The organism is Aporhodopirellula sallentina SM41 (assembly GCF_000346505.1).
Lineage (GTDB): Bacteria > Planctomycetota > Planctomycetia > Pirellulales > Pirellulaceae > Rhodopirellula > Rhodopirellula sallentina.
In genome coordinates this window covers 30,670-52,411 of the sequence record NZ_ANOH01000275.1, presented here as the reverse complement: position 1 = coordinate 52,411, position 21,742 = coordinate 30,670, and the positions used below count along the sequence as shown (strand labels likewise).

At 58.5% G+C, this 21,742-nt stretch carries 14 protein-coding genes and 2 pseudogenes; 6 read left to right on the top strand and 10 right to left on the bottom strand.

All coding sequences use genetic code 11. The features are described from left to right. Nucleotides 1–279: 279 nt before the first annotated feature. Nucleotides 280–4,632: an FHA domain-containing protein gene (locus RSSM_RS18715; protein ID WP_236621233.1), complete on the top strand. Its 4,353-nt coding sequence runs from the start codon at nt 280–282 to the stop codon at nt 4,630–4,632. A gap of 251 nt (nt 4,633–4,883) precedes the next feature. Here the strand turns inward: RSSM_RS18715 and RSSM_RS35490 are convergent. The 3 genes and pseudogenes from RSSM_RS35490 to RSSM_RS18705 form a co-directional block, all read right to left on the bottom strand. Beyond that, a pseudogene (locus RSSM_RS35490) lies at nt 4,884–6,179 on the bottom strand (zinc-dependent metalloprotease); the annotation flags it as partial. A gap of 999 nt (nt 6,180–7,178) precedes the next feature. After that, nucleotides 7,179–7,877: pseudogene (locus tag RSSM_RS35485) on the bottom strand (DUF5117 domain-containing protein); the annotation flags it as partial. A gap of 482 nt (nt 7,878–8,359) precedes the next feature. Then, entirely contained in the window at nt 8,360–9,907 is a 1,548-nt protein-coding gene (locus tag RSSM_RS18705) for a GIY-YIG nuclease family protein (protein ID WP_008682183.1), read from the bottom strand. 176 nt (nt 9,908–10,083) lie between these two features. Between RSSM_RS18705 and RSSM_RS18700 the strand changes: the two genes are divergently transcribed. Further along, nucleotides 10,084–10,527 carry a hypothetical protein gene (locus RSSM_RS18700; protein ID WP_008682181.1) on the top strand — a complete coding sequence of 148 codons (444 nt, stop codon included), beginning with the start codon at nt 10,084–10,086 and terminating at the stop codon, nt 10,525–10,527. A gap of 5 nt (nt 10,528–10,532) precedes the next feature. Continuing rightward, complete coding sequence (locus RSSM_RS18695; RefSeq protein WP_008682179.1) at nt 10,533–11,690, top strand: DUF4272 domain-containing protein; 1,158 nt, start codon at nt 10,533–10,535, stop codon at nt 11,688–11,690. 370 nt (nt 11,691–12,060) lie between these two features. On the opposite strand, the gene RSSM_RS18690 is transcribed toward RSSM_RS18695, so the two are convergent. The 3 genes from RSSM_RS18690 to RSSM_RS18680 all read right to left on the bottom strand — a co-directional run bounded on the left by RSSM_RS18690 (nt 12,061) and on the right by RSSM_RS18680 (nt 14,540). After that, nucleotides 12,061–12,489, bottom strand: coding sequence for a hypothetical protein (locus RSSM_RS18690; protein ID WP_008682177.1), 429 nt, complete (start codon nt 12,487–12,489; stop codon nt 12,061–12,063). Then, nucleotides 12,490–12,819, bottom strand: coding sequence for a hypothetical protein (locus RSSM_RS18685; protein WP_008682175.1), 330 nt, complete (start codon nt 12,817–12,819; stop codon nt 12,490–12,492). It abuts the gene before it with no gap. Between the two features lie 797 nt (nt 12,820–13,616). After that, nucleotides 13,617–14,540, bottom strand: coding sequence for a helix-turn-helix domain-containing protein (locus tag RSSM_RS18680; protein ID WP_008682171.1), 924 nt, complete (start codon nt 14,538–14,540; stop codon nt 13,617–13,619). Nucleotides 14,541–14,752: 212 nt separating this feature from the next. Between RSSM_RS18680 and RSSM_RS18675 the strand changes: the two genes are divergently transcribed. From RSSM_RS18675 to RSSM_RS18665, 3 genes are all read left to right on the top strand, one after another. Further along, nucleotides 14,753–16,048: an L-rhamnose isomerase gene (locus tag RSSM_RS18675; protein WP_008682170.1), complete on the top strand. Its 1,296-nt coding sequence runs from the start codon at nt 14,753–14,755 to the stop codon at nt 16,046–16,048. Nucleotides 16,049–16,171: 123 nt separating this feature from the next. Continuing rightward, nucleotides 16,172–17,611 (top strand): purine-cytosine permease family protein, encoded by a 1,440-nt coding sequence (locus RSSM_RS18670; protein ID WP_008682168.1) that lies wholly within the window; start codon nt 16,172–16,174, stop codon nt 17,609–17,611. A gap of 168 nt (nt 17,612–17,779) precedes the next feature. After that, nucleotides 17,780–17,977, top strand: coding sequence for a hypothetical protein (locus tag RSSM_RS18665; protein ID WP_008682166.1), 198 nt, complete (start codon nt 17,780–17,782; stop codon nt 17,975–17,977). A gap of 28 nt (nt 17,978–18,005) precedes the next feature. On the opposite strand, the gene RSSM_RS18660 is transcribed toward RSSM_RS18665, so the two are convergent. From RSSM_RS18660 to RSSM_RS18645, 4 genes are all read right to left on the bottom strand, one after another. Then, nucleotides 18,006–18,653, bottom strand: a complete 648-nt coding sequence (locus tag RSSM_RS18660; protein WP_144059936.1) for a class I SAM-dependent methyltransferase — start codon at nt 18,651–18,653, stop codon at nt 18,006–18,008. Nucleotides 18,654–18,975: 322 nt separating this feature from the next. Continuing rightward, nucleotides 18,976–19,401 (bottom strand): Rrf2 family transcriptional regulator, encoded by a 426-nt coding sequence (locus RSSM_RS18655; RefSeq protein ID WP_044302995.1) that lies wholly within the window; start codon nt 19,399–19,401, stop codon nt 18,976–18,978. Nucleotides 19,402–19,507: 106 nt separating this feature from the next. Next, nucleotides 19,508–20,125: a 5-formyltetrahydrofolate cyclo-ligase gene (locus RSSM_RS18650; protein WP_008682160.1), complete on the bottom strand. Its 618-nt coding sequence runs from the start codon at nt 20,123–20,125 to the stop codon at nt 19,508–19,510. Nucleotides 20,126–20,213: 88 nt separating this feature from the next. Continuing rightward, nucleotides 20,214–21,731 carry a rhamnulokinase gene (locus tag RSSM_RS18645; RefSeq protein ID WP_044302994.1) on the bottom strand — a complete coding sequence of 506 codons (1,518 nt, stop codon included), beginning with the start codon at nt 21,729–21,731 and terminating at the stop codon, nt 20,214–20,216. Between the last annotated feature and the right edge of the window lie 11 nt (nt 21,732–21,742).

The window sequence follows — 21,742 nt, the reverse complement described above, 5'->3', positions numbered from 1 at the left end:
GATCCCACGTTTTTCACTTCGCTTCAGCGAATTTTCCGAATCAGTGGCAAAAAGTCCGCAGTTCCTTTCATGCGTATGACCCATACAACCGATCCATTGTGAAAGTGGGCTCTCGTAGCCGACTTTGAACACACCCCCGTGAGAAGGACATCCGTGGTGGCCAACGAACACTCCCCCTCCAGACCATCTGCAACGACCACCCTCGACGAAGCTGCAGCCAGCTTTGACGTCTCGTCGTGGCAGTCGGAACTCTCGCAGCCCCCGATGACAGGAAACGCCGTGAGTACAACCGCGAGTGACGTATCGCAAGGAAACCGGGACGCCGCCGACGGACACGATGCAGTCCCCACCGACCGTTGGGCGAAAACGCCGTCAACATGGCGACGCGACCCGAGCATCGAGTTCCGCGTTCGTTGCGAAGGCCAACCGACTCGCCGCCTGCGACTCTCGGGGGCACGTTACACGCTCGGGAACGGCGTCGGTTGTTCGATCCGGTTGGAAGATGATTCACTTCGGTCGCTGCATGCGGTTCTGATCCGTGACCACGAACGAATTTTGGTTCGCGCGTATTCCGTGCCGATTCAAATCAACGGCGTCCGCGTCACCGAGGGTATGATCACGCCGGGCGATCGGCTGCGTCTCGGTGCGTATGAGTTCGAATTGCTCGAAAGTGAGCCGCGTCCGGTCGACGCGGTTAGCCAAGCGGTTGCGCACGGGTTGGTCGGATTCGACGGCCATGTGGACTCACGGGGCGAATCGGCCCAGGACTGGTCAAAGTCGTTTCACGAGGAAGCCAAACAGTGGCGGGCGTTGAAACAAGACGTCCAACGTCGCGACGAATGGTGCAAAACTCGCGAGCAGGAATTGCTCGAACAGCAGCGGAAACTCGAACTGCAGATGCAGTCTTTGCAACAACGCGAAGACGAACTGCAAACGCAAGAGTCGGCCGCGATCGAAGTCCACGAGGAGTTCCAACGCCGCTACGAGGATTTGCTGAAGCATCGCGACGAACTGCAGATGCAACAGGAAGAACTCGCGACCGGTCGCGAGCACCTGCGTTTGCAACAAGAACGCCTCGACGGACGTGACCGTCTGCATCGCCAACAGATCGAACGTCTGCTCGAAGAACAAGAGCGATACAAACGACAAGAATCCGTTCACGCGCAGAAGATTGCCGAGAGCGAGGAACGCGTTCGTGCGTCTCGCATGCAAGCGGAAGCTGCCACGACGGCCGTCGAGCAAATGCGAGAGAAGTTCGCGTCGCTCAACGAGCAACTCGTTCAGTTGTCGTCCCAGCAGGAAACGCTGCAACAGCTCGAACTCGAACGCAACCGCGAACACCAACAGCGGATCGACGATCTGCAGTTTGACCGCGATGAAGCGATCTCACAGCGAAACGAAATCGCTGAAGAACGCGACGCATCCCGTGAAGCCCAAGCGAAGACGGAGGCGGAACGCAAAGAGCTCGCCTCCCGTTGCGTCGAATTGGAGTCGATCGAAGAGCAACTGCGTTCGGAGATCCAAGAGCTGCAGAGCGAAATCGCACGCACCCGGATGGACGCCGAGTCGCTCGACAAAGACTGCGAGCTCGCTCGCCGGACGATCACCAATCTCGAAGACACCATTCGCGAAAACCGCGAACGCCACGAAGCCGATCGCCAATCCTGGACCGCCGAAGTGGAAACACTCCGTAGCAGTCTCGAGGAGCTATCGGTCGACCTCGCCGGTGCTCAGGCTCAGTTGTCGAAACTGCGGGAAGAGAACGATCGACTCGTCGAACAACTCACCGGTGCCCATGCCGAACGGGATGAGGCTCGCGCCGAACGCGAAACTGCCGTGCGAGAATGTGAGATCGCTCGTGGGGAATGCGATGCCGCGAAGATCGAATGCGAGGCCGCTCGCCGTGATCTCGAAGCCGCACGCAACGAAGTCGTTCAGGCACGTCAGGAACGTGACGATGCCGCTGCGGAGCGCAACGCACTGATCGCCGAACGCGACGATTTGCTCTCGTTCAAACAACGGGCCGGCCAGGATCGCGAAAGTGCCGAGCGGACTCGCGAACAGTGGGCTCTGCAACAAGAGCAAGCCGAACGTCGCTACCAGGAAGCGCAAACGCATCTCGCCGACGCTCGTCAAAAGTGCGAGCAAGCGGTACGGGTTCGCGACGAAGCCGAGTCGGCGCGCCAGGCCGCCGAAGCGAAACTCGAATCGGCGATGGAAGAGCTGAAGGCGATGCAAGCCGAACGCGACCTCGCGATCCGTGAACAAGACGAACTTCGTCGCCAACGTGACGATGCGTTGAAGGACGCCAAGGACTCTCGCGAGCTGTTTGATCGTTCCAACCGCGATCACGACGACACGTTGGATCGGATCGAATTCCTCGAACAACAGACGCGTGAGATCATCGGGGCACCCGGCGCACCGGAGCAACCAACGACTACGCCGAAACTCGGCTTGGTCGGCGGCGGTCTGGACGTCGCCGAAGACAACATCACGGAGAACGATGTTGAGGCCAGTAGCGTCAAGGCCAGTAACCTCGAGGCCAGTAACCTCGACGCCAGCAGCGTCGCCAATGAAGAGGACGCGCCTCAGTGGAGTGTCGAGGATTCGGCTGAGACGCCTGAGGTCGCTGCATCGACAGCTTTTGAAACTGAACAACCTGAAGCCGGGCAACCTGAGACCGAGCAACCCGAAACCGACGCACCGGTCTCGGCTATCGACAACATCGAAACCGAGCCGGAAACGAGTTCGCACTTTGTCGCGGATCAGCCGACCGCGATCGAGACTTCGTTTGAAACCGTTGATGACAACGGCGTCAGCACACCGGAGTCGATGGAAGACGAAGATGTCTGGCCAACCTATTCCTCCATCGAACCTGAATCCGATTCCGATTCAGTTGATGAGGAAGCACCTTCGCTCAGCATGCTCGCGACGACCACTGAGTCGGACGACGCACCGGCAGCCGAAACAGATGTGGAACCGAGTGCCATCGAAGCCCCAGGTTGGAACAGCGTTCTGATTGAAGATGAGGATGTTGTCGCGGGAACAGGCAATGTCGTCGAAGAGGAAAACATCGCCGAGCCATCTGCGTCAGAGGAAGCGACCAACGAAGCGTTCGCTGAAGATGTGCCTGCTCCTGAGATGAACGCCGAACCTGTTTGGGGCGGGAGCGAAGAACCCAGCGTCGCAGCCGAAATGAACAGCGTCGCGGACGAAGAGCCCGCCGCCGAGGAAGTCAACGCTGTTGCGGACGAACCGGTCGCGGAGGATTTGCCGCAGTGGCCGGATGAGTCGCAGACTTATCTTCTGCCGCAGGAACGTGGCGACCAGGATTGTAGCGACCTGAATCGTAGCGACGAAGTCGAACAGTACCACGAGCCAACCTTCGACTCGCCGGAAACGGATGAACGAGTAGAGGAATCGGCCAGCGAATGGGCGACGCAGGCTGCTTCGTTCGAACCTGCCCAAGATAGTGAGGCTCAGGGCAATCGGTTCGAAGACAGTGAGTTGCAAGCCTCTGCCGAGGCTGTGCAATCCGAGCCCGTCGGCGAGTACGAAACAGCGGACGATTACCAGTCCACCGAGGGTTTTGCCGGAGCCAGTGGTTTCGACCAGGGCGAATCGTTTGCTCAGTTCGAATCGCAGGAGGAGGATGAGCCGGCGGCAGGCGAAGGGTCGCTCGCCGATCAGTTGATGCGAGATCTCGGGATCGAAAAGAATCCGGCTCTCAGCATCGATGACGATGAGGAAGAATCGGCTTCCATCGAGGACACTTCCGCCACCGCGATGTGGAACAGTCGCAACGATTGGGACCAGGAAGAAGCCGACTCCGAACCGCAGTCGGAAGGTTTCTCGCAAACGATGGCGATCGATTCGGACGATGCCGATTCGAGTGAATCTCCGTACGCGGATAGCATCGACCAATATCGCGACGAAGCTACCGCGTCGTTGGCAGCACCCGCCGAGATGCCCGTCGCGGAAGAGCCTGTTGTTGAAGCTCCCGTTGCTGAAACGCCTGTCGCCGATTCGGCTGCTGCTACCGTGGTTGCGGGCGGAGCCGACGAAGGTGAACCGGAAGATGATTCGATCGAAGCGTACATGAACCGGTTGCTGCAGCGGGTTCAAGGGCAACCGGAAACGGGCGACGCACCCGCGGTTGCGGCCAAACCGGTTGAGCCCGCTCCGAAAGCGGACACGCACGTCACCGAAGAAATGCCGCCAGTCGAAGTTGCCGAAGAACCAGTGACTGAACCGGAGGTGGACCCGAACGCTCCATTGGTTCCGCGTTCGCAGGCACCGGAACGCAACAGCGATTTGTCTGCAATGCGTGAACTCGCCAACGCGTCGGCTCGCTCGGCGATCACCCGCAGCAACAAAACGCAGAGTCACACGACGCGGATGCAAGCGATGGTGAAGTTCGGCCAAGCCGGCATCGCCATGCTGTGCGGGATCGCAGCGGTCGCGTTGGTGAACCTGCCGATGTTGAAGATGATCGCTGCGGTGGCCGCACTGATCATTGCCGCGATCTGCGTGAAAGAAGGCTACTCACTGTTAACCGACTTGAACACGCGATCAAAGGACACGCCATCGGAAGGCCACGAAGAATCGCAAGAAGAAGCCGAAGCGGTCTAGGACGGGGAAAGCGGCGGGGTGGGCCGCGTTTCGTAGCTGGGCAAATTTCGTAGCTGGGCAGATTTCGTAGCTGGACAGATTTCGTAGGTGGGCTCGCCAGAGTTCAGTTCGTCCGGCCTCGTGCTACCGAAGTCTTGGCGACTCCGGCTCCGTAAGAAACACCGAAGTCGACGCGACTCCGGTTACGAAAAAGCCTCCGAAGTCTTGCGACTCCGGAGGCGTTTTTGCAGGGTCAGTATGCTCGGGGCGGGCTATTCGGTTTGCTCGCCCATGATGAACATCATCATCCCGTTGCCGGCTTGTTTGCCACCGTAGGTGTAACCGGCTTCGAGAGCACGTTGGATTCGTTCTTTGCTTTCGCTCAGGTGAGCCAACGTGTAAGCGTCCATCTTGCCTTCGCATTTTTTCAGCGTCGATTCCATTGCGGCCGCGAGAGTCCGCAATTCCATTCGAGCCAAATTACTGATCGGGCTGTAGGCTGCCGTTCCTGGTGAATCTTCCAAGATCAGGTCGACCAAACGTTGCAGGTGTTCCCGTTGGAGGTTGCGACGCAGCGATGTGATCATCGGTTTGCGATCGTTACGACCTTCCGGGCACGCATTGTCGAGTTCTGACCAAACGGCCGTCGTGACTGCGTTGAGCAATTCAGGCAGCGTCAACGCGTCTTCGTCTTCAGGTAAACGCAGTTCATTGTCGTAAACCCGACGCAGCGTGGTTGGGTTCATCAGCAGGGTCAACGTCGACGCTTGCATGTCCAAGACGCGATCGTGAATCGGCCAGGTTGCTTCATCTGACATCCGCGAATGACCGCCTCCGTCGAGCCATTTGTCGACGCCGAGACGTTCGAGGATTTCAGGTTTCAACCCGTAGGCTTCGTCACGGAAACTCGTGTCGATCACGAACTTCAACGCGTCTCGTTGATCTTTCGCCGGTACGACTTCAACCGGAACGCGGTCGCCAGGGTCGCCCTTCTTGTCACGGTTGACGAACGCGCCACCGATCCAGTTTGCCATCATGCTGACCGAACGCATTTGCAGGCCGAGCGTCAACTCGTAGCCGCGGCGAGCCTTCGCCCAACTGTCGCCGTCTTTGACGAACTTGTCGAGCAAACGGTCACGATACAGTTTGATCAGTTTGGACTGTTCCTTCGTGTACTCCAGCGGGTCTTTGCCGAAGTCGTATCGGCGTGCGTAAGGGTCCGGACCGCTGGTGTCCTCGTCGGTTGCGTATTGCAGTTCCGGTTCGGAGCATCGTTTGACGATATCTTTGAGGTCGGAATCCTTCAGCGTGTAGCCGTACTCGATCGCCCAGTAGTCATACGGACCGATGTCGATCATCGCGTAGTCGCCCTGCACATCGCCGGTTTCGTAGCGGTAATTGATCGGCATGTAGTCCATCACAGAAGAGGCAAAGGGTTTTTTGCCCTTCACTTCTTCGCCGTTAATTTCCGCAATCGTGTACAGCGACGAGGCCTTGAAGTTGTGACGCAGGCCGAGTGTGTGACCGACTTCGTGAGCGACCAAATCGGCGAGTAATGGTCCGACAAACCACTCCGGCATTCCATCGAGAAGCTCTTCGTCTTCTTTCTTGGCCGAGTCGTCTTCCTTGTCATCGTCTTCGTCGTCTGCCTCCTCGTCGTCTTTGTCATCCTTCTTGTCGTCGTCGGCATCGCCGTCTTTTTTATCCTCAGACTCTTTTTCTGAATCCGAATCGCCGTCCTTCTTCTCGTCGGAGTCTTCGGCGGATTCTTCATCCTTTTTCTTTTCGTCCTCTTCGGCTTTCTTCTTCTTTTGGCGCTCGGCTTCGAGGTCCGCGTTGAGGGTCAATGCCCAATTCATGCGGGCCATCGCGAGGTCCATGCTGCGACCCGATGCGGCCATGCACAGGCCGTTCTTTTGGCTGACATGTCCGATCAAACCGTCGAACTCATCGTCGCCGAGCATCGAGGGGTCGGCCTGCGCCATCTTGTAACCGGCCATCGGCTGGGTGGCTTGGCGAGCGTACTTGGCACGCAGCGAGTGAACGTTTTCTGGAGCACCCATGCGAACACGCGGGTCCCAGTTCGGATGCGTTCCGAGCCACGCCAACGTTTCGGCGCTGACGCCTTCCATTGCGAGGTTCGGCATCAAGTCGGCGTAGTTGAAGTTGAAGTGACGGATCCAGCCATCGGTCAGGATGATGTCCGCGTCGAGAATCTGTCCGGTTTCGGGATGCACGCGGCTCGGGCCGATCGCGGTACCAACGTCGTTATTGAGCCAACGTACAAAGTTGTAACGAACGTCCTCGGGATCCTTCTCCATGTGGATGCCACTGACGGCGTCTTGGTATTCGATCACGATCGCGTCAACGATTCCGATCTTCTCGAACGCTTTGTTCCAGTAATCGATCCCGGCCTTGATCCAACGGCGGTAGCGCACCGGGGCGGTGTGTTCGACGTAAAAACGGATCGGCTCTTTCGGTGGGCTGAGTTTGAGTTTCGGGTCGCGTTTTTCGAGCTTCCATCGGTTGATGTAACGCACCCGAGTATCATCGGAATCGTACTTGCTGAGGTCCGAAAACGAGGTGGTGAAGTACCCGACACGTTCATCGGCCAAACGTGGTTTGAATCCGGACGAACTGCGAGGCACTTCGCTGAACGAATAGTGCAGCGTTTGCAGGCGACCGCCGCTGCCGACGACCTCGAACGCGAGTTCGACGTTTTTAGGGAAGACCTTGCACGATTCGATCGTATACAAACGCGAGTTCGTGACACGAACCGATCCGCCAAAGAAACGGCTGGCACTGCCCACCAATAGGCTGTCGAGATCGATTACCGGGCCGCCTTGGGGACCGATCGCGAGGATGGGTACGTCGAGCAAAACGCGGTCGGTGAAGAGTCGTTTCACCGAGGCTTTGGATTCCGCGTCGCCGGTCGCGCGAACGTCCAGGTTCGGTGCGATCAACGCGAGGCGGTTATCGTAGCGACGCCACTGAACGACCCAGTCACCGGATTGCAAACCGGCATACCGGTCACCGCTGCTGAGCGTCAGCGCGATGAAGTAGCTCTTGCCTTTGAAGTTTTTTGGCAGTTCGCCGATGACCGCGGAGTCTTTCTCACGCTTCCAAACGTTGAACAACCCTTTTTCGATCTGTTGGTCCGAGACCGCTACTTTTTCGAATCCCTCGGAAACCTTCGAGAACTCGGGCAGCGTGCTGGCAGCCGAAACCGGCGAGGCCGATCCGACGACAGCGACCGCAAGTGGCATCGCGAGTGCGAGAAACGCGGGAAGAGCGAGCGAGCAAGAGATTCGCTGGCGAATTTGAGTCATACCAAAAATCCGATTGGTCCTAGGAAGGAAGCAGGCAAAGGTGGGAAACAGCAACATGTGAGTCTACGTCACGTGCGAGGCGCTTGGGTCGCCTTCTGTTGCCGTTTCTACCTGTTTTATCCGATATATCCGGCTTAACGCAAACAATCCGACGTACAAACCCAACGCGATCTGCGGACGCAACCGCGATAACGGCAGCGTGTTTGCCATAACCTGGTGATTGGCGAATTGTCAGACGCCCCCACGTAGCGCGGTGCTTCCGAGACCGAGGGTGCCACTGGCTTTGGCGGGTTCGTTTCGACTGAACGAGTGCGGGGTGAGTGCGTGGGTGTCCGTCTGGGAAAGACAGTCGCTACGTGGTTCGTGCGCTTTTTGGAGTGCGGCCTTGAGGCGATGGGGGCCACCCCAACGGGAACGTCTTAACCGACCGGGACGCGAGAGAGGTGCCTGTATTTTCGGCCGGCGGATTCCGGTGCGAAGCATTGTTTGAGTTCGCGTCGGTGTTTGCGAAACCAGGCCGCGACCACCGAGACCGTGTGCGGATGATCGGACGTGACCTTGCCGTTGCCTGCTGTTAAACGCGACGCCCAGGTTCGCATCAACGGTTTGATTTCGCGGTACTGCGATGCGTTGGCGGGGGCCGCGGCGACATCGATGACTTCACCGCGACGGATCAAATACCAAATCGACTTCCCGTCGTACCCGGTGGCTGCGTAGATGAACGAGTACTTTTGCCTCGCGTCGGCGAGGTGGCCGAGTTTGCGTTGGGCGTAGTTGAGTGATTTCAGCGTGTCACGCGCCCGGCCGGCTAACTCATACTGTTGGTTTGCCGCCGCGTTCTCCATGATCTGTTGTGTGGCGATCAACGGCTCTTCGTTGAACCCATCGAGGAAGCTCTCCGCTTCGCTGACCCGAGTCGCGTATTCCTGGCGGCTGCAAGCGGCGGCACACGGACCGAGGCAAGTGCCGATTTCCAATCGCAAACAACCCGGCCGTGGTGAGTCGTCAAACAAGGACAACTGTTCTGAAAACTGGAACACGGTTTGTTGGCTGCAATCGCGCAGCCGGAAGGTTTTGTTCAACGCGTCGACGACACGCGACATTCGGCCGGCGCCGAAGAACGGGCCTTCCACCGCGACGCATTCTGATGCCGCGGGTGGCGATGAAGCGATGTAGAACGTCTCGGCGGGTTTGCGACCGAGGCACAAGTAAACGGGTCGTTGGCGTTCGGGAACGCCTTGCACGTTGAACCGCGGGACCCAACGACGGATCAACGATTGTTCACGAAGTTGTGCGGCGAAATCGCTCGGTTGCGTTTCCCACTGGATCGCGCGGGTGTGTTCGATGATTCGGCCGGCTTTCTCGCCGCGTGCGGATTGGCCGAAGTAGCTCGCCAGACGGTTGCGCAGCGAGTTGCTTTTGCCGACATAAATCAACTCGCCCGATCGGTCGAACATGCCGTACACGCCCGGAACCGGCGGGCACAACGATTGAACTTGGTCGCGAAGTTCTCGACGTGTTTCGCCGCCGATCATCTCGGTCGGTCGGCCGCTGAACCCCGCGATCTCGATCCGGTCGGCGTGATACGGGTCAAACGGGTTGCCGCCGAAACCCTCGATCAACGTTTCGGAAGTGCGGATGGACCGCGAAACCGCAGGAACAGGATCGCTCCGCTGATCCACGCGGTAATTCGCTGAGGGGATGGCTTCGGAAACCCGGTCGGCGGTATCGATGGAGACGGCGTCTACGCAAGCGGCGTCCTCTGAATCGGTCACGTTCGGCGATTCGGAGGTTCTCGCCGGTGCCGGACCGCTAGGTGACAGATTGCTAGGTGACAGATTGCTGGGCATATCACTCAGCGATAGATCGCTCGGCATATCACTCAGCGGCAGCAGATCGGTTGCCGGGTCGTGATGCGAGCGTTTGCGTCGTGTCCTTTTCCCTGCCATCCGTGCCACCGCGTCCATGGAATCCTATCGCTCGGACCGCCGCTCAGGCGCTCCGTAGCGGGTTTGAGTATGACGCATCGGGGAGCGTTCACCAAGTTGAATTTGCGGAGGGGACTTCTCTAGAACGAGAATTTTACGTCTAATAGTGCTTTGATTTCCTCACAAATCCCCTCGATGAGTGTTCTCAGACTTTTATGACCACCGAGCCGACCGAAGAAGCTGAAGCCCCGCAACCCGCTCCCGAAGTTGTCCTGCAATACAACAAGGAAGACTGCGACGAGCACGGATTCACCTCCGTGTGGAACGTTGCCGCTGCGACCTGCGAAGGGGACACAGCCCGCACCCGCGAGATGGCGGGACGGATGCTTGGGTTCCTTTGCAAAAAGGATTACGAGCACGTCGTCGTCAGTTCGACCGACGCTCAGTACCTCGACGAATGGTTCGAACGGGAAAAAGCAATCCTTTACAACTGGAAAGCTGATTCGGAAACCACCGACGCGATCACCCAGCATGCTCAAGTGCCTGCGGCGTCGATGATCAGTTTCCTCAAACGCGAGAAGTTCAAACCGACCGCCAACTACAGCCCGCGTCGCGCCGACCGGGTGGCCTGGTTCCAAGAAAAGTGGGGCGTCGGCTGATCCCGGTGTCGCCGAACCATTCCACTGAAGCGGAAACGGCGGGCAATCCGCCGGCCGATGGACAATCGAGCGGCCGGCTCTATGCGGTTTCGACGCTCTGGAAGACTCCGGAGCCCTCCGCGTCGCTGGCTGAAAACGTCACCCCGATTCAACCGGGGCAGCAGGAGCAGCCCGGGGATTCTGAAACGGGAGACGTTGACGCGTGCCTCGCATGGCTCGACGATGAATCTGCTCCCGGGTTTGCGGCCCCGATCGCTAACCCGATCCGCGCCCACCTGCGACACGGCAAACAGGCGTTCGCCGTCAACGCCGCCGGCGAGGAGCTTTATCGCTGGGCAACCGAGGCGAACGCTCTGTTGGTTTCGCCCGACCATCGCGTGCTCGATCCCAACGGTCGATTGCTGCTCGATCGCGAAGCCAACGGTCCGGACGCGGAAGCCGTGATTCCATTCCCGGTCGAGTCGCGTCAGCGAAAGGCGAGTGTCGCCGTCCAATTGAACAACCGATTGATCGATCCGGTCGACGGCGTGCTGCCGATCCGCAGCAGCCTCGAGGTCGAGGTGCGATCGCCGGCAAACGTCGCTCGACGTGCGATCGCAACGTTCTTGATTGCGACGCGAGCCGAGTCGATTCTCAGTGGCCGAGTGATTGACGCTGACCGAATGAGAGAGCGATGTCCGATCGGGTACGAGGCGATGACGCCGCGCGAGCGAGCCTTCTTTGACGCGGAGGTTTCTCCAGCGACTCAGGGCGGTTTGGCACAGACCGCGTCGGAGTTGGTGTGGCGGTACGAGGCGCTGGCGACGTTGCAGTGGGCGTTGGACATGCAGTTTGAATTAACGTGGCCAGACGAGCGTGCTGATCTGACCTCGACGACGCGGCTGATGATTGACTTGCCCGATGAAGCAATCGTCGAACAAGCGAGACTGCGTGGCACGGCTGAGTTACTTGACGCCGCCGAGTTGCATTACCAGTCGTTGCACGCAATTATCGCGTCCGAGCAAACCGGAAAAGATCTTTCCAAGGTGCTCGATCCCGGCGTCGTTTGCGAACGCCTGATCGCGTTGGGATGGGTGTGCGGATTGATCGGAGAAACACCCGCCGAAGCAACCGACGATTGGGACGCGACCAGCGAATGGGTTGAACGGGGTTGCCCGATTTAGTGGCGCGTCAAAGCCTCGTTTTCGGGTAGCGAAACTCGCCAAGAGTTTGTCGATTTATTCAAGAGTCAACCTGTTTTCGTTTAACCGGTAGCCGTAGGCGACGCTTGACGGAACACAGCCTACCCTTCGGGCACGGGTTAAACGAAAATTGAACGGTATTGCCGTTAAACGAATAAATCAACAGCCTGCCAAGAACTTCGGAAGGGCTCGTGAATCACCGAAAGTCTTGGCGACTTTCGCGACGCCCTTGAACCCTCACTCTTGATTGTGACGCACCACTCGTCGTGCTCGGTCGGAAATCGGGCGAATTCAGCTGCGAGAGATTGGGGACGCATCGTCGCCGAAGTCGCCAAGACTTCGGGAGCTTCCGCTACAGTGAAACCGATTCGCCGGGGATCTGTTTTAGCGCACCGACGATTGACTCTCGCAGATCAACGTCGTTATTGATTCGAGCCTGCAAATCGCTCAATCGAGCTTGATCGGCAGGAGACGCGTCGGCGAGTTCGAGTTGCACGCCGCCGCTAACTGCGTCGAGCTGCACTTGGACCGATTCGTCGCCTTGGAACCCGAACTGACGCATCCAATCCGACAGCAACCCGCGGAGCGAATCGGTTGCCTCGGCCGAACTGTCCGCCGATCCAGAATCCGCAGCGTCTGAGCCTTGCGCAGCCGTGTCGGCGGCCTCGTTATTTCCGAGGACGTCGGCAAAGTCCGCGACCGCGTTCGCCGTGCTTTCGATCGCACGGCCGGCCAGTTGGGCGGCGCCGAGTGCTGCCGCCGGAGAGATCGGAAACGACATTTAGTGCTCGTGCTTGGTTTCGAACTTCAGGGCCTTCAACCATGCTTCGAGTTTGTGAGCATCGGCGTGTGTTTTGGCCTTATGGCTGAGCCATTTGGGGCACCGATATTTGATATCGATATGCCCGTTGTGGCTGTGTCGTTCGACTTCACATTTGAGTTTTTTCAGCGTTTCGTAGATTTGGTCGGCTTGCTTTTTATCGTGTTCGTGACGGGCGGTCCATTTCTCGCACCGGTACGAAACGATCTCGTCTGCCATCGCGGTTTGTGCGGGGGCGGTGCCGAGAGAAACGAACGCGACCGCGATGGCCAACAAAACGGGTCGAAGCATTTTCGATTGTCCTGAGGAACAGATTGGGGAGGATTCGGGGCCGAAAATCCGGCCTTCGTCAGCATCGTTGGTAGCCGGAATGCCACCGACAGGTCAAGGGCGAGTCCACTGGATACCGTTCCGGGGCCCCTCTGCAGAGCTTGTGAATCAAAGAGGCCGAACTTCGCCCACGCGACGCCGGTTTGTTGTTTCGGCGTGTGCGTCTAGGGGGAGGGGCGGAAGGCTTCGTGGTTCGCCAGTCGTCGTTGGGCTTCTACAAACCAATCCAAAAACTTATCAGCCGATCGGCATTGGCCGCGGTTTTCTAAGACGTAGCCGAAGTCGCCAGACTTCGATCGGGAGATCTTCACTGAGAACGGATCTGCCGAACGGGCTGTTGGTTTACTAGCCCGCTGCGCTAGCGAGGGATCACCCACAATCACTCGCTTTCCAGGCTGTTGATCTATTCGTCTAGCGGGCAGCCAAAGGCGACCTACTTGCTACTGCACGTCGCCTACGGCTACCGGTTAAACGAAAACGCCACAACCCGGTGCTTCATTGAACGGTATTGCGGTTAAACGAAAACAGGTTGGCTCTTGATTAAAATCAGCAGCCCTTTTCGCGTCGGGCTAGCGATGCGTCTCGATCAAGAATGAGGGGTCAAGGAACGTAGCGAACGTCGCCAAGACTTTCGGTGATTCACGAGCCCTCCAGAAACTCTTGGCGAGTTTCGCGACCCTCAAACTCGGCTTTGACGCACCACCAGCGACCCTGTCGCTAGCCACTGTTTCTTGGGACCACCTCGGCCAACGCCCGCCTTACCTCGAGGCTTCCGCAGTTTCCGGTTCGCCGGCGGTGGGCAGCGGGATTTCTCGGTACATCCGTTTGTACTCTCGTGGAGACATGCCGATGATGTCGCGGAATTTGCGGCTGAAGTAATTGCTGTCGGAGAACCCAACATCCATCGCGATTTCGGTGATGCTCTTTTCGCTCACACGCAAACGCTCGCATGCTTTGCGGATTCGCAGACGGATCAGGTATTGGATCGGCGAATCACCCATCGCGGTTTCAAACGTTCGCAGGAAATTTCTCCTGGACATGTTTGAGATTTTGATCAGTTGGTCGAGGGTGATCACTTCGGCGTAGTTGATTTCAATGTGCGCGATCGCGTCGGCAACCTCGAGCAGTCCTTGGTTGCGTGGCGTGCGGCAACGTTCGTAGCACCGAGCGAGAAACGTGATCAACTGCATCATCAACGTCATCGATTGCACGCGGAAACCGGCGGAACGTTCGTTGAGTTCGTGCTCGAGTTTCTCGATCGTTTCAATGGCGAACGCCAGGTCCATTGGCTCGAGCCGCAGGCGGCTGTCGAAGCGGTGGCGTTGCCGGAACGCGGGTTCGAGCGTGAACAAGGTGTGGTAGCCGGGCATCTCGCTGAGGTCACCGAGATCCCATGGCAGCTCATCGTTGTCGAAGAGGATGTTGATCAGCCGCAGTTCTTCGAGGTCTTGGTAGTCGTGCGGCCTGGCCCCACCGATCACGAACGCATCGCCGGCCGACAACTCGTACGAGTCGACGCCGGTGACGTGACGCCCCTTGCCACCGGTGATGATCACGATCTCCCAGAACTCGTGGGCATGCAGTCCGAACGGTTCCTGAGGGTCGCGTCGCGTGACGACAATCGGGAAGCCATCGGTGTGGAAGAACTGGTTTTTGCGGAGGACTCGAATGGGCTCAGTCATGGGAATCCGTGAAAAAATGCGAGATGTGGCACTTTTGTGCTGTCGCTGCGCACAAATGTGCGGGCATGTGGGCTCGCGATTGGCTACTGTTTGGAGCAGCTTCGGTGGAGCAGGTCTTCTTAGTGCTTGTATAGCGGGGAGAATGGCTTCCTTCGGTGCTTCTGTTAACATCAACCTAGTCTGCCGAACTCCTCGGATCCAGAGCGAAATAAATGACCAGTTCTTCTAGGCTCGAAACCGCCTACGCGTTGGCGGTTGAGCAGTATCAAAGCGTGGGCGTCGATGTCGAAGCGGCACTGGCGCGGCTTCGCGACGTCTCGGTTTCGGTCCACTGTTGGCAGGGAGACGACGTTGCCGGGTTTGAGAACACGGGCCAAACGCTCGGCAGCGGACTGGCCGTTACCGGCAATTACCCCGGTCGTGCGAGGAACCCCGAGGAACTGCGCAGCGACTTGGAAAAGGCCTACGCGTTGATCCCGGGCAGTCACCGGTTGAATCTGCACGCGATCTATGGCGAGTTCGATGAGCCCGTCGAGCGAAACGAAATCGGTGTGGAGCATTTTCAAGGGTGGATCGAATGGGCCCGCGGCCAGGGCGTCCAGCTCGATTTCAACCCTTCCTATTTTTCCCACCCCAACGCCGACGACGGATTCACGCTGGCTCACCCCGATTCGGGCATCCGTGATTTTTGGATCGAACACGGCATCGCTTGCCGACGCATTGCGGCCGCGATGGGCAAGGCGCAGGATTCGCCGTGCATGAACAACTTTTGGGTGCCGGACGGGTACAAAGACCTGCCCGCCGATCGCACCGCCCCACGGAAACGTCTCGCCGATTCGCTCGACCGTATCTTTGCCGAATCGATGAACGCGTCTGAAACGCTCGATTCGGTCGAATGCAAGCTGTTCGGCATCGGTTCGGAGAGCTACGTGGTCGGCTCGCATGAGTTCTACATGGGCTACGCGATCACGCGCAACAAAGTCCTGTGTCTCGACGCAGGTCACTTTCATCCGACCGAGGTGATCTCCGACAAGATATCCTCAACATTGTTGTATGTCCCCGAGTTGTTGTTGCACGTCAGCCGCGGTGTTCGTTGGGACAGCGACCATGTCGTCACGATGAGTGATGAGTTGCAGGCGATCATGCAGGAAATCGTTCGGGGTGATTACCTGAACCGAGTCCACATCGGGTTGGACTTCTTTGACGCGAGCATCAATCGTGTGTCTGCGTGGGTGATCGGAACACGCAACACGCTCAAGGCGTTGTTGATGGCGTTGCTCGAGCCACGCGACGAACTGCAACGGTTAGAACAGGAAGGTGACTTCACATCGCGGCTCGCGTTGATGGAAGAGCAAAAGACGATGCCGTTCGGCGCGGTTTGGGATTACTACTGCGAAACAGCGGGTGTCCCCTTTGGTCGAAACTGGATGTCGGCGGTCGCTGACTACGAATCTTCGGTACTTTCCCGACGCAGCGAATCGCATCCGGAAACGGTTGCAACCGCGTAAACCGCCCCGTAAACCGCCGTGTGAATCGGCGGTGGCGGTGTAGTCGCACCGCCTCAGCTGACTTTTTCATAACTGCTTATCCCCACGAACGCGCCCTGCGCGTACTTTGCAAGGAATGATTCATTGCGCAATGAGAACCAGGTAGAAGCGGACAATCAAGTCGAAGCGGAAACCGCGACGAGCGGTGAATTCGAACGCGAATCGGTTCCGGAATCGGCTCGACTCGGCGCGGGCAAGTTTTGGGGCATGTACGCGGGGGAGCACGCCGCCGGAACGGAGTTCATGATCGGCCCGTTGTTTCTCGCCGCCGGAGCGAGCCTACAGGATTTGCTGCTCGGGCTGTTGATCGGAAACCTCCTCGCGGTTTTGACGTGGCGTTTTCTAGTCACCCCGATCGCGATCGCCAAACGGATGACGTTGTACTATCAACTCGAACGGATCGCCGGGGACCGTTTGGTCAAGCTGTATAACGTCGTCAACGGTGTGTTGTTCTGTTTCCTCGCCGGTGCGATGGTGACGGTCTCGGCGAGTGCGGTGGGGATCCCGTTCGGGACGATGTTCGAAGTGCCGGAAGAGACCTTTGCGTTGGGCAGCACTGACTTCACGTTGATCGTGATTGGCGTTGGCGTCGTGATGTCGATCATCGCCGCGGCGGGCTATCAGGTCGTTGCCCAGGTCGCCAACATCGCCGCCCCGTGGATGATCGCAATCTTTGCGGCCTGCGGGATTGTCTCGTTGGTGCAGATGGATGCGAATTCGATTGCGGCTCTTAGCGAGGGCAAGTTTTGGCAGGATGCGATCGATTTCGTGCAAGAAAAAGACGGCGTGCAGCGGTTTGGTTTTTGGCAAATTGTTGTCTTCGCGTGGTTGTGCAATGGGGCGATGCATTTCGGAATGGCGGACCTGTCGATCTTCCGTTTCGCCCGCAGTGCCAATTCCGGTTGGGCGCCGGCGATCGGCATGTTTCTCGGACACTACATGGCGTGGATCGCGGCCGGATTGTTGCTCGCCGCTCAAATCAAACTGTCTCAGGACACGACCGCGAACCCGGGAGCACTCGCGTGGGGAGCGCTCGGTTGGACCGGGATCATTTGTGTGATCATCGCCGGATGGACGACGGCAAACCCGACGATCTATCGCGCGGGCCTCGCGTTCCAAGGAGTCTTCCCAAAGAGTCCTCGGGTCGCGATGACGTTGGTCGCCGGAACCGTTGCGACCATTGCAGGTTCGTTTCCGAATCTTTCGAATCAACTGTTGGGGTTCGTCGGCACGTACGGCACGGTGCTCGGTCCGATGGGGGCGATCATTTTTGTCGATCATTACCTGATGAAACGATTTGGGATGCGAGAAGAAAACGCGTTCCACAGCGGCCAGTCCATCAACATCGCTGTGTTGCTGGCTTGGGCGATCCCGGTCGCAATCGGTTTGTATTTGATCTTTGTTCCGACGTCGTTGTTCCCCGACAAACTGTTCGCTGCATACGCGGTGGTGCCGTGTTGGGTCGCGTCAGGAGCGATTTATTTTGTGCTTAGCAAAATGATGCAACCACGAGCCATCGCATGAACGTAGCCGGAGTCGCCGGGCTTCGGACGGGAGACTTTTGCTGAGAGTTGATCTGCCAAAGGGAGTTCGTCGCGGTTTTTGATCGAGTACCGGGGCTAACGCCCGTCGGCTGATCGAATGCTTGATCGCGATTAGGAAAACCTCAACCACTAACCGAACCGACTAGAAATGAAACCAATCCTAAAACTGATTTCCATGATCGCGATGGCGTTCGTGATCGTGCCGAGCGTCGTTTACTTCGGCGGTATGATTAGCCACGATGCGGTCAAGTGGACCGCGTTGGCCGGAACGGTCGCTTGGTTTGCGACGACGCCATTCTGGATGGGAAGAGAAATCGAAGTCGATGCCGACGCCGTGGAAATTTGACCCGCGGCAGTATGGAACTTTGCCGTACTTACACTCGTTTGGCAACGAGGACGCGGAACAACGACAGCGGGTTGTTCTTGTGAAGGCTTTCGACTTCGATCGGCAGCTCGTTGAGCAGACCGTTGACGTCGAGGTCGGTTCGCCATCCGAGTCGACGTGTGATTCCGCCGGCCGAGTCGACCACGCGGGCGATCAACGGATTTTCGCTGCGGAAGTGGTTGATCACGAGGAGACGGCCACCCGGTTTGCAGACCCGGACCATTTCACGCATCATTTTGTCAGGCCGTGACACGACGCTGATCGTGTGGAACGACGTCACGAGGTCGAAACTGGCGTCGTCGAACTGCAATTCTTCTGCATTCATGGAACGCACCTCGATGTGCTTCCAATCGTTCTTGGCGATCGAGGCTTCCGCTTCCGCCAACATCGACTCCGACAAGTCAACGCCGAGAACGTTCGCGTGTTCGGGATAGGCTTCGAGCGACATTCCGGTGCCGACGCCGACTTCGAGGACGTCGGTTCCGGCGGGGATATTCAGGTTGGAAAGGTTCGCTTGGATGCGTCGTTTCGCGACCGCTGGCCAGAGGGCTTGGTAGGCGGGAACGAGGTTGTGATAGAAATGGCTTTCGTGCGGCTGCGGCACGGATCCTTCCGACTTTGATTCCAATTTCAGCATGAATGCCCTTTCCCCGAGACGTTGCCGCGTGAGCAACTCACCCACGCCTGATTTATCGATTGTCGCATTTAGTTGGCAATTTTTCCGCCCGTATTGGGCGCCACGAGCCAATTTCGAAGCGAATTTTGCGCCACAATTACATTTCGCGGGAGAGGGAGTGTGGTCAAAACAGCGACGGACCGCTGTTCAAGCAGGAGCGGAGCCCTTGTATGCCGATCTCTCGCGGATTCCCAACCGCTCGTGCACAAACCGCAACCACGCGGAGCGATCCGAGCGGCAGAGTTTATTGCAAATTTCATAAGCCAGCCAGCGTGAGAACGGTTCAGATATAGAACATCGGTTCGTCGCTCTCTTGGATGCTGCGGATGACGTCGCCCAGACGCACGCGGCTGAGTTGGATGCGAGATTGTTCGTCGGCGGCACGCCAGTGTTTCTTGAGTGCTTGCTGAGCAGTCGGCTCGTCGTCTTTCGCCGGTGCGATCGAGTCTGGACAGCCGATCGCTTCGGCGATGTCGAGCAGCGTGATCGAATCGGGCTGGACGACGAGTTGGTAACCGCCCTGGCTGCCGCGGATGGCTTTGATCCACCCGGTCGATTTGAGTGTTCGCAGGATTTGAACCAGGAACGGGCCCGGGATATCGTTGCGGCGGATGATTTCGCTCGACCGGACAGGCGCACCGTCCTCGCCGTGGATCGCCAGATCCATCATCGCCAAGCATGCGTAGTGCACCGCCGCATTGATTACCATTTTGCCACAACTTTTCGATCGAGCCGACGCTCCCGCGTGGGCCTGCATTGACGTGTCTTCGGAATTTTATCCAACACGGTGATCGACCGTGTTTCGAAAAGATACCTCACGCTGCCGTTTCACTCACGCGGTAGACCGCCGTTTCGGTGATGACCAGGTTCATGGCAACGTCGTGCGGCATCATCGGGATCTCATCGAACAACTGGCATTCATAGGCCAACGCGACCCGGAGTGTGTCGGTCCTCGCACCGGCGAGCAGTTTATCGTAGTAGCCTTTGCCGTGGCCGATCCGTCCACCCTGTCGGTCAAAGGCGACACCGGGAACCAGGATCAGGTCGATACGATCGATCGGGACGCGTTTCTCCTTCAAGGGACGCAGCGATTCTTTTGGTTCGAGAATCCCGAACCTGCCGGTCGCCAGTTCGTCGACTGATTCTAGATGAAATAGCCCGAGTTCTTCACCGATGCAATAAGGAACAACCACGTTTTTGCCACCCTCAAGGGCTTCGGGCAACGCGTGCCGGGTCCGTGTTTCGGATCGAACATCGATGTACCACAGTACGTACTCCGCGGCGGCGTACTGAGGCAACGTGAACAGGCGGTCGGTGATCGCGCGGCTGGCGAGATCCTTGTCCGGTTCGGTATCGCGGGCCGAGTGAGCCGCCGCACGAATCTGTTGCTTCGTCCTTTCGAGATCGTCGGGCGAGGTTGAAGAAGCGGTCATGAAGTTGCAGGCGGCCGTTGATAGCGAATGGAAACTGCGGCAGGGTAGGGCCATGATGGAAAGCCAACGTGGCTCGCGTCGGTGAACGTTACAGTTCCGCAAACCGACCGGCCGGTTCGTCCCAGACCTCGCTGTTTTGCGGTGTGTAGGTTTGCGTCGGGAAACTGTTCCGGACGAGTCGGCGTGCTTCCTCGATGCTGCCCAAACGTCCCGATCCGATCATTTGCATCACGACATTTCCGATCGCGGTCGCCTCCACGGGGCCGGCGACGACCGTGCGGTTGCAGGCGTCGGCCGTCATTTGGCAGAGCAATGAGTTGAGCGAACCGCCACCGACAATATGGATCGTCCGGATCGATGACCCGGTCAACCGCTCGAGCGATTCGAGCGTCACGCGATAACGCAGCGCGAGTCCTTCGAGGGCGGCACGAAACAGTACGCCGTTGTTGGCCGCAGCGGATTGGCCGGTCTTGGTCGCGAGGCTGCCGATCGCGTCGATCATGTCGGTCGGCGCCAGCAACAATGGATCGTCCGGGTTGATCAGCATCGAGAACGGGGCGGCCGATTCGGCTTCGGCGACCATCTCCGACCACGACGGGGCCGTACCGCGACGCTGCAGCGAGGCTCGGATTTGCTGGAAGATCCACAGACCGCCGATATTCTTGAGCAACCGCGTGCTGCCGTGCACGCCGCCTTCGTTGGTGAAGTTCAGTTCGGCACACAGCGGTGTGACCTTGGGGGCGGGCAACTCAACACCCATCAACGACCAGGTTCCCGAACTGATGTAGCACCAATCCGGCGACGCGGGCGCGAACTCTTCGGCGGGAACCGACAATACCGCCGACGCCGTGTCGTGGGTGGCCGGCGTGATGACCGGCACGTTGTGCAGTCCGGTGATCTCCGCGGCGCTGCCTTGGACGACGCCGATCGGGGTTCCCGCCGGGGTCGGTTTGGGGAACCACTGCGAGGGGAAACCGAACGTGTCGAGCAATTTGGCGGACCACGTTCCGGTCTCCGGCGAGAGCAACTGGGTCGTCGACGCGTTGGTGGCTTCGATCGTCCGTTCGTTGGACAGCATCCAGTGAAACAGATCCGCCATCATCAGCAGCGAAGACGCGTTCTGGTATCCGACGTCGCGGGCCTGTTGGGCGGCGAGCAGTTGATATACCGTGTTGATTTCCATGAACTGCAGCCCCGACTCGGCGAAGATTTCTTCGCGCGACAATCGTTGCAATGCGTCGTCGAGCCGGCCGACGTTTCGCGGGTCACGGTAGCAACGCACCGGGCCGATCAATTGGTTCTTTTCATCAAGGAAACCGAAGTCGACGCCCCACGTATCGACGCCGACCGATGCGATCTCGGCGTCGCCGCTGCCGCCGACCTGGTCGTTTGCCCGGCGGAGGCCCTCGGTGATGTTTTGCCACAAACCGAGGTGATTCCACAGCAGGTCGTTCTGGACACGGACCGGTTTGTTCTCGAACCGCCAAACTTCCGCCAGCCGCAATTTTCCGCCGTCCGATGCTCCCGCGATCACCCGCCCGCTTGATGCTCCGAGGTCAACAGCGAGGTGGACGGGCCCCCTCAATGAGGCGGTGTCGGCTGCCATTGGATCGTTCA